General features: G+C 36.7%; 12 protein-coding genes. All 12 read right to left on the reverse strand.

The features are described from left to right. Positions 1–523: 523 nt before the first annotated feature. Positions 524–2,005, reverse strand: a complete 1,482-nt coding sequence (gene lysS, locus FCI53_RS15515; RefSeq protein WP_138419967.1) for a lysine--tRNA ligase — start codon at positions 2,003–2,005, stop codon at positions 524–526. A 468-nt stretch (positions 2,006–2,473) separates the two neighbouring features. Continuing rightward, complete coding sequence (locus FCI53_RS15520) at positions 2,474–2,686, reverse strand: helix-turn-helix domain-containing protein (protein WP_138419968.1); 213 nt, start codon at positions 2,684–2,686, stop codon at positions 2,474–2,476. Beyond that, positions 2,656–3,168, reverse strand: coding sequence for a 2-amino-4-hydroxy-6-hydroxymethyldihydropteridine diphosphokinase (folK, locus tag FCI53_RS15525; protein ID WP_138419969.1), 513 nt, complete (start codon positions 3,166–3,168; stop codon positions 2,656–2,658). Before folK ends, FCI53_RS15520 begins: the two co-directional genes overlap by 31 nt. After that, positions 3,161–3,535 (reverse strand): dihydroneopterin aldolase, encoded by a 375-nt coding sequence (gene folB / locus FCI53_RS15530; RefSeq protein ID WP_138419970.1) that lies wholly within the window; start codon positions 3,533–3,535, stop codon positions 3,161–3,163. Before folB ends, folK begins: the two co-directional genes overlap by 8 nt. Continuing rightward, positions 3,536–4,369: a dihydropteroate synthase gene (gene folP / locus FCI53_RS15535; protein ID WP_425457187.1), complete on the reverse strand. Its 834-nt coding sequence runs from the start codon at positions 4,367–4,369 to the stop codon at positions 3,536–3,538. A gap of 277 nt (positions 4,370–4,646) precedes the next feature. Continuing rightward, positions 4,647–5,570 carry a cysteine synthase A gene (gene cysK / locus FCI53_RS15540; protein WP_138419972.1) on the reverse strand — a complete coding sequence of 308 codons (924 nt, stop codon included), beginning with the start codon at positions 5,568–5,570 and terminating at the stop codon, positions 4,647–4,649. Between the two features lie 201 nt (positions 5,571–5,771). Further along, on the reverse strand, positions 5,772–6,674 hold the full coding sequence (locus FCI53_RS15545; RefSeq protein ID WP_138419973.1) for a peptidylprolyl isomerase: 903 nt from the start codon (positions 6,672–6,674) through the stop codon (positions 5,772–5,774). Positions 6,675–6,687: 13 nt separating this feature from the next. Further along, positions 6,688–7,557, reverse strand: a complete 870-nt coding sequence (gene hslO, locus FCI53_RS15550; RefSeq protein WP_138419974.1) for an Hsp33 family molecular chaperone HslO — start codon at positions 7,555–7,557, stop codon at positions 6,688–6,690. Positions 7,558–7,573: 16 nt separating this feature from the next. After that, a complete protein-coding gene (locus tag FCI53_RS15555; protein ID WP_138419975.1) occupies positions 7,574–8,353 on the reverse strand; it encodes a type III pantothenate kinase in 780 nt (259 codons plus the stop codon). Positions 8,354–9,013: 660 nt separating this feature from the next. After that, the gene (gene ftsH / locus FCI53_RS15560; RefSeq protein ID WP_138419976.1) at positions 9,014–10,963 is read right to left on the reverse strand and encodes an ATP-dependent zinc metalloprotease FtsH; all 1,950 of its coding nucleotides are present in this window, start codon (positions 10,961–10,963) and stop codon (positions 9,014–9,016) included. Positions 10,964–11,096: 133 nt separating this feature from the next. Continuing rightward, positions 11,097–11,642 carry a hypoxanthine phosphoribosyltransferase gene (gene hpt / locus FCI53_RS15565; protein WP_138419977.1) on the reverse strand — a complete coding sequence of 182 codons (546 nt, stop codon included), beginning with the start codon at positions 11,640–11,642 and terminating at the stop codon, positions 11,097–11,099. A gap of 12 nt (positions 11,643–11,654) precedes the next feature. Beyond that, a complete protein-coding gene (tilS, locus tag FCI53_RS15570) occupies positions 11,655–13,049 on the reverse strand; it encodes a tRNA lysidine(34) synthetase TilS (protein WP_138419978.1) in 1,395 nt (464 codons plus the stop codon). Between the last annotated feature and the right edge of the window lie 84 nt (positions 13,050–13,133).

The following is a 13,133-nucleotide window of genomic DNA, read 5'->3' on the forward strand; positions in this document are numbered from 1 at the left end:
GAGCTTGCTTGCTCGTTTCAAAAACTAGCTTTTAAAAATTGATTCAGGGTAGTCTGTTTCAAATAAATGAAACGTTTTACCTGATCTGTTTCATACTGGTTGTTTTGTTCAGTTTTCAAAGATCAAAATAGTTAAAGCGTTGTTTCGCAACAACTTTTATAGTATATCAAGTTATCGTTGTTGTGTCAACAACTTTTTTTAATGCGTTATCGCCTCGTCATCAAAGCGACTCAATTAATATACCACGTTGTTGTTTATGGGTCAACAACTTTTTTGAAATGTTTTTTAATCAACTATTTCGTTCATCAGTGATTCCCTTAACAACGTTTTATAATTTATCATGTTTTATTATTAATTGCAACAACTATTTTAGTCTTTTTTATTTATAGTTTCACATATGAACGATTTTTAAACGTATAATATGCCATTATTAAAACTAGTAACAATATTCTTCGTCGATTTGTTGTTTATTTTGATAACGGGGTCTTGTCTACAACAACAAGATCCCGTTATCTTTCTACCATTACTTATTTTTCATTTGTGGGAATAATAAAACATCACGAATCGATGGTGAATTTGTTAATAACATAACCAATCGATCAATCCCTATACCTAAACCACCAGTCGGCGGCATACCGTATTCTAACGCTTCTAAGAAATCTTCATCCATTTCATGCGCCTCGTCGTTACCTTGTTCTTTTTCTTTTACTTGAGCTTCAAAACGTTCTCTTTGATCAATTGGATCATTTAACTCAGAGAACGCATTCGCATGCTCACGACCAACAATGAATAATTCAAAGCGATCTGTAAAACGAGCATCTTCTGGATTTTTCTTAGCAAGTGGCGATATCTCTACTGGATGCCCATAAACAAACGTCGGCTGTATTAATTTCTCTTCTACTCTTTGCTCAAAGAATTCATTAACAATATGGCCGAAAGTCATCGTATCTTGAATCTCGATATTATGTTCTTTCGCTAGAGCCTTCGCTTCATCATCAGTCATATGCTTCCAAAAATCAACACCTGTATATTCCTTTACCGCGTCAACCATATGTAGTCTTGTCCACTGCGGCTCTAGATTTACTTGCTCTTCCCCATAAACAACCGTAGTACTTCCAATTACATCTTTAGCAATATGAGCAACCATGTTTTCTACTAATGACATAATATCGTGGAAATCAGCATATGCTTCATATAACTCAATCATGGTAAACTCAGGATTGTGACGAGTAGACACACCTTCATTTCTAAAAACTCGACCTATCTCATAAACTTTTTCCATTCCACCTACAATTAATCGTTTAAGATGCAACTCAATTGCAATTCTCATATACAACTCAATATCTAAGGCATTATGATGTGTTATAAATGGTCTTGCTGATGCACCGCCAGCTATTCCGTGCATCATAGGTGTTTCCACCTCAAGGAACCCTTTGCTGTCTAAGTAGCGTCGCATGGACTGAATGATCTTACTACGTGTAATGAAAGTATCTTTACTGTCTGGATTTGTAATTAAATCAAGGTAACGCTGACGATACCTTTGCTCAACGTCTTTTAGACCATGAAATTTTTCAGGAAGTGGCCGTAATGATTTGGTTAACATCGTAAATTCTTTTGCCTTAACAGACAATTCGCCAACTTTGGTTTTAAAAACCACACCTGTCACACCGACAATATCTCCTAGATCGACTGTGTTAAATAGATCATAGGCATCTTCACCAACTGTATCTTTTCGTACATATAATTGAATTTGACCACTTAAATCTTGAACATGAGCAAATCCTGCTTTACCCTTACCACGCTTTGTCATAATTCGACCTGCAATAGTGGTTTCAATCTGTTTTTCTTCAAGTTCTTCTTTCGTAAATTCATCATACGCTTGTTTTAACTCTTCTGCCATATGCGTACGTTCAAACTTATCACCAAATGGGTCAACACCTTTCTGTTTATACCCTTCAAGCTTTTCTCGTCGGACTTGCATATGATCATTTAGTTCTTCCGTCATAGTTTTCACTCCAATTATGAATTTGCACCAGTTAGCAACTGGAGGTAATACGAATAACTAATCACTCTATTATATGTACTTGTCGTACAATAAAAGGTCTCATTTGGAAAACAATATTTAAAAGACTGCCAGAAGCCACTGGCAGCCATTCACTTATATTTTAGTATAGAAAATGAGTGTCAACGTGTCAACGTCCAACCCTTTACGAAACTTTTATTTGAGCTTCTAGTTGCTAAATGTATGAGAACAAAACATCTTCAAATGCTTCTCTTGCTTCCATGTAGTTAATTTTATTCGTACTTTCTCATTCCCATTATAGCTACTTTTCTCCTTTTCAACGGATCAAACTATCTGCATGAAGTTCACTTTATCCGTTGGAGATGGATCATTCACTCATTCTCTTGTTTCAAAATACTAGGCTATACAATAATAATTCGATAGATTTCATAATGCTCTCGACCGGTCATATTATTTTTTCGAACTTGGATATAGTTCGCCAATCGATATATTTAACACATCAACCATATATTCTAGTTGATTTTCTGTTGGCTTTCTGTTCCCTCTCTCTATTTCACCTAAAACAGAGACTGAAATCCCTACACCTTTAGCAAATTGTACTTGAGTATAACCTTTTAATTTTCTGAACGCTCTTATTCTTCTTCCCCAATCGTTGGTGTCCATTTGATTACTCCCTTTTTTTCTTTTACTGAAGTCTGATTAAGTATAGTTGAAACGCTTTTGTTTACAGTAGGGACGATGGTCGATCGGTTTATATCTTGTAAAGGTATTAATACAAAAGCACGCTCGTGCATTCGTGGGTGCGGAACAATTAATCGCTCTTCTTTAATATTTTCTTGATTGTACAACAATATGTCAAGGTCTATTGTACGGGGACCCCATCTTATTACCCTTTTTCTGTCAAGTTTTCGTTCGATAGACTGACACCAATCAAGTAGTTCCAATGGTTTTAGATTTGTTGCAATCTTCACTACCATATTCAGAAAATTTTTTTGGTCGGTAAAACCAACTGGTTCTGTTTCATATATGAAGGACTTTGCTTCAACATGAACTTGCTTCGATTCCGTTAGCAAATCAATCGCCTTTTCTAAATACGAATATCTAGGGCTAATATTGGATCCAAGCGCAATATAGACTTCATTCATGATGATCCTCCCGCTCCCTATAAATCTCCACGGCAACTGATTGATAGTGCCCTGCTATCGGCGGATCTGGTTTATATACTTTAATCCAACAGCCGTTTATTTGTTTAAATGTTTCAAGTAGTTTTTCAGCAATATCGCCTGCAACAGCTTCAACCAAATTCCTCGGGCGCCCCTCTACAATTTCCTTTGTAACTTGAAAAATCTGTCCATAATCAATCGAATCCGACATCTTATCAGATATACTTGCCTGTTTTAAGTCTGTTTCTAGGACTAAATCAACGTAAAATCGTTGCCCCAGCTTATTTTCTTCTGGAAAAAGGCCGTGAAATCCATAAAACTCCATCTTATTTAAATATATTTTATCCATTTACTTCCCGCCTTTGCCGATCATTGCATCCATCATCTTCGTCATTTTAACTGTTAAATCAACATTATGTACTCTTACAATATTTGCCCCTTTTGTAATACCATAACAAACGGTAGCTCCTGTTCCCTCATCCCTCTGATCGGCAGGCACATCCAATACTTTTCCGATCATTGATTTACGCGAGGTACCAAGTAAAATCGGATATCCCATATCCGCTATTTTCTCCATTTGTCGCATTACCATTAAATTATCATCAGCCGTTTTAGCAAAACCTATTCCAGGGTCTAAAATTATATTTTCCTTTTTCACGCCTGCTTTTTGTACGATATCGATACTTTCTTCCAAATCTGCAATCACATCATCAATCAGTGATGTATATACTCGATTATTTCGATTGTGCGTCAATATAATTGGAACTTGATAGTTTGCTGCCACATTAGCCATTTTAGGGTCATACTTCGCACCCCATACGTCATTAATAATCGACACACCTGCTTCAAGTGCTTGTTTAGCCGTTTCCGCTTTATACGTGTCAATAGAAAGAGGTACACCTACTGCTTGTTTGATTGCTTTAATAATTGGAACCACACGTTCTATTTCTTCCTCTTCTGATACAGGTTCAAACCCTGGACGAGTAGATTCTCCCCCAATATCAATCATGTCTGCCCCTGCTTTTTCTAATTCTATTGCCTTTTCCACAGCAATATCTAACTGATTATATTTGCCGCCGTCAGAAAATGAATCTGGTGTTACATTTAGGATTCCCATTACATAAGTTTTTTCATTTAAGTTCAAACTACCTTCTTTTGTCGCTAATTGGAATGTCATCAAAATCCCGCCTTATCTTAAAGTCAGTCTTTATTTTACACCTTTTTCACTTGTAGTTCATTTCATATGCAATAACAACATAATGTAGCGTAGCGACATATGAATTACTTTTACACATGAGGTGGTTTGTTATTATTGTTTAGGAGCAGTGGTCATCATCGAAGATTCAAAGGTAAGAGGTGAGTAATTGTAGCTTTACCAATTTGTAAACGCAGATTATTCTGTGTCATCGAATTACCATAAAAAAAGACCCCCACAATATGTAGGAGCCTAGCTAAGTCTATTAATCGTCGAACTGATAGAGCGGTGTAGAAAGGTATCTTTCTCCATTGTCAGGAATTATTGCTAATACTTTCTTACCTTTTCCTAATTTTTTAGCAACTTGCTTGGCTGCTTCAATAGCAGCACCTGAAGAAATACCACCTAGCAATCCGTCCTTACGAGCTGCTTCTCGAGATGCAGCAAATGCTTGTTCATTACTAATTTGAATAACCTCGTCATAAAGATCTGTATCCAATACCTCAGGAACAAAACCTGCTCCAATACCTTGAATTTTATGTGGTCCTGTTTTTCCACCCGATAGAACTGGTGAATCCTCTGGTTCAACAGCATATAATTTAATATCTTTATAGTTTTCTTTTAGAACTTTACCTGCACCAGTGATCGTTCCACCTGTTCCAATACCAGATACAAAGGCATCTAATTGATCGCCCATTTGTTCCACAATCTCATTACCTGTCGTACGTGCATGAACTTCAGGGTTTGCTTCATTATTAAATTGTTGCGGCATAAAGTATCCATGTTCTTGCTGAAGCTCTTCCGCTTTTTTAATCGCACCTTTCATACCTTCTGCCCCCGGCGTAAGTACAAGTTCTGCTCCATATGCACGAAGTAAATTACGACGTTCCATACTCATTGTGTCCGGCATTACCAACACAGCTTTGTACCCTTTAACTGCGGCTACAAGCGAAAGACCAATACCTGTGTTTCCACTTGTTGGTTCGATAATGGTATCGCCTTCTTTTAGATTTCCTTCTTTTTCAGCAGCTTCGATCATGGCAAGCGCAATACGATCTTTCACAGAGCTCCCTGGATTAAAAAACTCTAACTTTACATAAATTTCTGCACTGTCTGCTTCGGCTGTACGGTTTAGTTTAACAATTGGTGTATTACCGATTAATTCTGCAATAGATTGTGCTACTTTCATTTTATCCACCCCTAATTCCTAGTATTTTTGTTGGATTTAATAATAGAGTACGCTATAATCCTAAAAAAATCAACCGATTTACTCGGAATTTTTAGAAGATTTTATATAAAAAAATCGACAAATTTTTAATTTATGACACAATCCGCCTTTTCAAGGACAATCAAAAAAGCTAAGCATCCCACGGATACTTAGCTTTTAATTTTATTCATACACCCAATCAATATCAAACTGGTCCCATAATTGTTCAGCTGAAATGACTTCTCCCATCTCTTCAAGTGCAATTTCTCTTCTGATTTGGGGTTTGATTTCTTCATACGAAAAGGTAATAGCAGGCAAATAACGGTGCAAATAAATAATCGCTACATTATTACCAACTTCAATTGGTTTACTATACGTATGCTCTTCCATTTCTTGTGACTGATTATAATACTCGGTCGATAAATAGTTACTTCCACTGGCAAAAAAGCCTAAATACCCACCACTATTTCTAGTGTCTTCATCAACCGAATATTCTCTTGCTAAAGATGCAAAGCTAGCACCTGATTCCAGTTCACTTATTACTCTTTCAGCAGTATCCATGTTACTAACAACAATATGTGACAGTTGAATTGACTCATCAAACTCATATTGTTCACTAAATTTGGTGTGATAATCAACGATCTCATCTTCAGAAACTGAAATATCTTTTGTGAGCAATTCTTCTAACAATAAACGGTACCTAATTTCTTCTCTCCACTGTTGTTCATGTTTGGTTATTTCTTGCTGATCCAACCTGTCCTGCATGGTAAATAAAAAGGAAAGTTCTCTCTCAATCAGTTTATCTTGAATTTCAATTCCTTCTTGATCTGCTAATTGAAAGACAACCTCTTGGTTAATTAAATCTTTTAACACTTCTTTGCCACGATCGCTTTCTAAGCTGCTCATCCACTTTTCATAGGATATCGTTTGATCATCAATCGTAGCAACCGATTCATTTTTATCAACATTTTTTGGCAACGTACCTTGTTGGTGAGTTCCTGTTCTTTCATTCATCCATATCGCAATAGTAATCAAGTTAGTGAGAAGCAGAAGGATAATAACTCCCCATAAGTACTTCCGCGTCATGCATTCTCTCTCCCTATTCGGATTTTAATTCTTGTAACTCATCTTCATTAAACGAATATATCTCGTTACAAAAGTGACAAGTCGCCTCTGCTCCATGATCTTCCTCAATCATTTTGTCTATTTCCTCATTTCCTAGTCCTTTAATAGCCTGTTCGATTCTTTCTTTAGAACAACGGCATGAGAACTGCACAGGCATTTTATCATGAATTTTAACATCTTCTCCTAATAATTTAGTTAAAATTTCCTCAGGGGAGTTTCCTTCCTTAATTAACCTAGAGATTGGAGGAATGGAACCAATTCTTTTTTCAATTTGATCAATTGTATCGTCTTGTGCACCTGGCATCACTTGGAGTATAAACCCACCAGAAGCAAGAATCGTATGGTCAGGGTTAACTAATACACCCGCACCAACTGCAGAAGGGACTTGTTCAGACGTTGCAAAATAATACGTGAAATCTTCACTTACTTCACCCGATACAATTGGAACCTGTCCTGTAAAATGATCCTTCAATCCTAAGTCTTTTACAACACTTAAGTTCCCTTGAGTCCCAACAGCTCTCGCCACATCCAATTTGCCTTTTTCATTCAGATCAAAATCTACATGCGGATTGGAAATATATCCTCTTACTTCCCCTTTCGCATTCCCATCAGCGACAACAGCTCCAATTGGTCCATTTCCTTCTAACTTCACCGTTAAATTATCTTTCCCTTTTAACATTGCTCCCATCATCGCTGTAATTGTAATTGTTCTTCCAAGAGCTGCAGAGGCCGTTGCCCATGTATCTTGACGTCTTCTTGCTTCTTCAACAGTGTTTGTTGATTGCACGGCATAAGCTCTTACCGTTCCTTTAAAGGCTGTTGCTTTTATTAAATAATCTTCCATGGTGTACCCTTCTCCTTTATTTATGTTCATTGATATTTTTGTGATAAATAAGATGTAGCCCTTTTAATGTTAGGGCGTGATCCACTTGATCAATCGTTTTTGAATCTTTGGCAATTAATGATGCCAAACCTCCTGTTGCTACCACTTTTGGTTCCTTCTGTGATTGTGAACTTAACCGTCTAACGATTTCATCTACTTGTCCAATATATCCAAAATACACTCCTGATTGCATTGCTGTTACAGTTGACTTACCTAGAACATCACCAGGGTTTTTTATTTCTATCTTTGGTAATTTTGCTGCATTTGAATACAATGCTTCAAGAGAAATATTTATACCTGGTGCAATCACGCCACCCTCATATTCATCCTTTTCATTGATATAACAAAATGTTGTCGCTGTACCAAAATCAATGATAATAACTGGAGAACCGTACTCTTTAATTGCCCCAACTGCATTAACAATTCGGTCAGCACCTATTTCACTAGGGCTCGGATAATTCATTTTTAAAAATGAATTTACATGAACATCTCCTATAATCAGTGGTTTTTTTCTGAAGTATTTGTGAGACATTCTCTCTAGAGCATACATAATTGGAGGTACAACCGAAGAAATGATAATACCCTCCATATCCGAAAAGGTAAGTCCCTCGTGTTCAAATAACGATTTTATTACCATCGCAAATTCATCTTCTGTTTTATGCCTATCCGTGTGAATTCTCCATTGGTAGGTTAATTCACCTTGCTCAAAAACACCTAACACTGTATTGGTATTTCCAACATCTAATACAAAAATCATCGCGATCCACCGTTCTTTTTAGTATTCCACGTTCATCATATCATATTTAAGCTATCGACAATATCTAGGTTATTTTATACAACATACACGATTGTTATCAAGTAAAACAACCTTATTCATTTAAGCATTGACTGTTTTGATTGTCACAATAAATATAGACCCCAACGTAAGTTTATTAAGCTTTCTTCCTTTCTTAATAAAATGAGCGCTAAATTACCGCTGCGGAAATACACTCAGACTCAGCTATTGCTTAAGTATCTTATCTGACGTCAGAACATCACTATAGCGTAGGTAGAATACGAAGAAAATAAAAAGCCAAATTCTTCGTGCGATGTATCGTTGCCGTAGCGTTCCTTGTCCTATGGAACAGCGCGAGCTGAAGATCCACTTGGATTAAGGAACGTAGGCTAACATCGCCACGTCCTGTGGCAACGCCTGCGTGACCAACATCGTGTTGGACCGAGGCCGTGCCCATAAGCGGAGTATTCTACCGAAGCGATCTTTTAGCACTCAATTTAAATCAGGAAAAAGTAATTTACAAAAATCAATTACGTCGGAATTACTATCTACTACGACACTCAAAAGAGCAACCATGCTAAAAAAGACTAAACATAAAACAACCTTCCTGTGCGACAGGAAGGTTGTTTAGCATAGGAAGACTTATTCTTTCGTGTCATCTTCCGTTTCATCTTCATTTTTCTTGTTAATATTTACTTTAACATCGTCACTATCTTCTGATGAAGATACTGTTTCTTGTCTATTTCCTTCACCATCTTGTTCGGAAACAACTGGATCAGGCATTTTTCCTTCTTCAAACAATGACTTTATTTGCGACGCGTCAAGCGTTTCTACTTCAAGCAATTTTTGTGCAATCAATTCTAACTTATCTTTATTTTCCGTTAAGATTGTTTTAGCACGTTCATAACAATAGTTCACAAAGTTCTGGATTTCTTGGTCAATTTCATAAGCAATGGAGTCACTGTAATTAGGTTCGTTTTGCATATCTCTACCTAAGAACACTTGACCACCACCACCGCCGAATTGTAGTGGACCAATTTTATCACTCATACCATATTCTGTAACCATTTTACGAGCAATGTTTGTGGAACGCTGGAAGTCATTACTTGCTCCAGTACTTACTTCTCCGAATATAATTTCTTCAGCCACACGTCCACCTAATAAACCGGTAATCTTATCAAACAATTCTGGTTTTGTCATAAAGTAACGATCTTCCTTCGGTAACATGACAGCATAACCACCTGCCTGCCCCCGCGGAACAATAGTAACTTTATGTACCATATCCGCTTCATCAAGTACCATACCAATAATAGTATGTCCACTTTCATGATATGCAACAATATTTCGTTCTTTGTCAGATATAACCCTACTCTTCTTAGCAGGACCAGCGATGACACGATCAATCGCTTCATCGATATCTTCCATTTCAACCTTTTGTTTATCATGTCTTGCTGCCACTAATGCAGCCTCATTTAACAGGTTCTCCAAGTCTGCACCCGAGAATCCTGGTGTACGCATTGCGATGGTTTTCAATTCAACATCTTCTGCTAACGGTTTGTTTCGAGCGTGAACTTTAAGTACATCTTCACGACCTTTTAAGTCTGGACGATCGACTGTAATTTGACGGTCAAAACGACCTGGACGAAGCAATGCAGGGTCTAAAATATCTGGACGGTTTGTCGCAGCGATAATGATAATCCCTTCATTCTCACCAAAACCATCCATCTCAACTAGTAACTGGTTTAGTGTTTGTTCACGTTCATCATGTCCACCACCAACACCAGCACCACGTTGTCTACCTACAGCATCAATTTCATCAATGAAAATAATACAAGGTGCATTCTTTTTGGCGTTTTCAAATAGGTCACGAACACGAGATGCCCCTACACCTACGAACATTTCAACGAAATCAGAACCACTGATCGAGAAGAACGGAACGCCTGCTTCTCCCGCTACTGCTTGAGCAAGTAATGTTTTACCTGTACCTGGAGGACCCACTAGTAAAACACCTTTTGGAATTTTTGCACCGATTGTTGCGAATTTACGAGGATCTTTTAAGAAATCAACAACTTCTACAAGTTCTTGTTTCTCCTCATCTGCACCGGCAACATCTTTAAATCTTACCTTCTTCTTCTCTTCACTATACATCTTCGCTTTACTCTTACCAAAGTTCATTACTTTGCTTCCGCCACCCTGTGCTTGGTTAAGCAAGAAGAAGAATAAGATAAATATAATAACAAACGGAATCATTGTGGTAAGGAATGTCACCCATCCACTAGGCTGTTCCTCTTCATCAAATTGTAGATTCCCTTGTTCTGTTCCAGTTTCTGTCACATCTTTAACAATATCCGGATTGTTGGGGATTTTTGCTGAAAATGTACTTTCATTTGCTAATTCACCAGTAATAAGCATAATACCGTGTGAAGGTTGCATGGTCATCTCTTCAATTTCACCATTATTAAGAGCTTGGTAAAATTGTGTTACATTATATTGTTCTGTTTGATTATTTTGATCAGTGAATACACTGACAACTCCTATAATTACTAGGAATATTAGAAAATAAAAAATCACATTTCTAAATACACGATTCATTGCCTACCTCCTCCCAAGCGAGAAAACTATAGTAAATGGTACCATATCAAATCAAGGGTTTACAACTAATTACAACTATTCATATACATATGTTTTCATTATATGATTTAATGCTACTGATTATTTATTCAAATTACGAATTCCCTCCATACACCTCTGGTTTTAGCACTCCAACATATGGAAGATTTCGATATGCCTCTTTATAATCTAACCCGTAACCAACGACAAATTCGTTTGGCACGATGAAGCCAGATACGTCAGCTTTAATATCTACTGTTCTACCTTCAGGCTTATCGAGTAACGTTACAATTTTTACGGAATTTGCCTTTCGATATTTAAACAGATCTACAAGGTAACTTAGTGTTAATCCACTATCAATAATATCCTCAATAATGAGTATGTCTCTTCCTTCAACTTTCGTGTTTAAATCTTTTACAATTTTCACCTCTCCAGATGAACGAAATTCTTCACCATAACTTGAAACATCCATAAAATCCATTTCTAGATATGTTTCAATATAACGGAGAAGATCTGACATGAATGGCATCGCACCTTTTAAAACACCAACAGCCAATGGAAATTTCCCTTCATACTCTTGTGTCAATTGCTTACCAATTTCTTGACATTTTTCCTGAATCTCTTCCGTTGAGATTAGTACTTTTTCTATATCATTGTGCATCTTTTGTTCCTCCTAGTTGGCTTTATTATATTGTAATTCAAGATAACATCTTGTACTGTTATGGCTATGTTCTGCCGTTCCTTTTTTAAGACCTACTAACCATAAGATTGTCCCCTGTTGGTCTACCACAAGTGGCCATTCCTGTCTTTTTTGTAGAGGAATTTTTTCATCAATAAAAATATCTTTTACCTTTTTGCTTCCATTTAGTCCCCTGACCTTCATTTTATCTCCTGGCTGTCTTGTTCGAACAGTTAAAGGAATATGAATTAAATCATCATGAACAGGAAAATACATGACATCGTTTGTATTCCCATTAATTTCTGTCGTAAACCTAGCATGGATGCTTGAACCATCAGGTAACACAACACTGCCAGGGACATTCAAATGTTTTAAAAAAGATTTAGGTTTCGTTTTCTGAAAGTGAAAACAAATAGTACGGTATGATTTAGACATTTTTAAATTATGTGGTAAATCCATCATTACATTCGCTCTTTCACTATGTATCAAACTGAAAAAATGGTCTTCGTGGGCGTAATTCAATCCACTTAGAATAGCATCATATAGATAGTTTAATATTAGATGATAGGCCCGTCTTTGTAAAGCAAATGGATATGAAGTAAATAATTCAATTTCAAAAGTAATTTCCTTCTTATCATGTTTAAACGTAATCACTTGTTCTACAAATTCTTCCACCTTTGTATTTATGTATGCTTCGTCTTGTGTCATTCTCTCACTTAACCTTTGCATACTAGCATAAACTTGTGGATTCTGCTCCATTAAAAGTGGAACAACCTGATGTCTTATATAATTTCGTGTATATGTATCCTCCTCATTGGATGGATCCCTTCTTGGAACGATGCCATGTTCGCTACAATATACTTCAATCTCTTGTTTCGTAATACAAAGTAATGGTCGCACTAATTTCCCATTTGCAATATCTCTTTGAATAGGAATCCCTTTTAATGCGGAAGGATTGGAACTTCTGATTAACCTCATGACCATTGTCTCTACTTGATCATCCCCATGATGTGCTAATGCCAAGTAATCACCGTCGTTTACTTTCATCTGTTCTTCAAAATATTGGTACCTTAATTCTCTTGCAGCAAGTTGTGTACTTTTACCTTCCACTTTTTTATACGATGGAACATCTAGAAAGGTTTCAACAAACTCTAAATCCCACTGATTACAGATAGATTTAACGTAGTCAACATCTGCACGTGATTGCTTCCCTCTTAATCCATGATCAATTGTTATTACGATTAAGCGAAACCCCCATTCTGTTTTAATACCATTCAGAAAATGGAGCAACGCCATGGAATCAGGTCCACCAGAAACTCCTACTAATACCGTGGCATTCTTATGAAACAATTGATGTTTTCTAATAAAATCATTTACTTTTCCATTCATGAACAACCCTACTTTAACATACTTCGCTACCTTAAAATATAGTTTATACTACCTTTCTATCCTACCATTTTCTTTTCCCTAAAC

Source organism: Aquibacillus sediminis (genome assembly GCF_005870085.1).
Lineage (GTDB): Bacteria > Bacillota > Bacilli > Bacillales > Amphibacillaceae > Aquibacillus_E > Aquibacillus_E sediminis.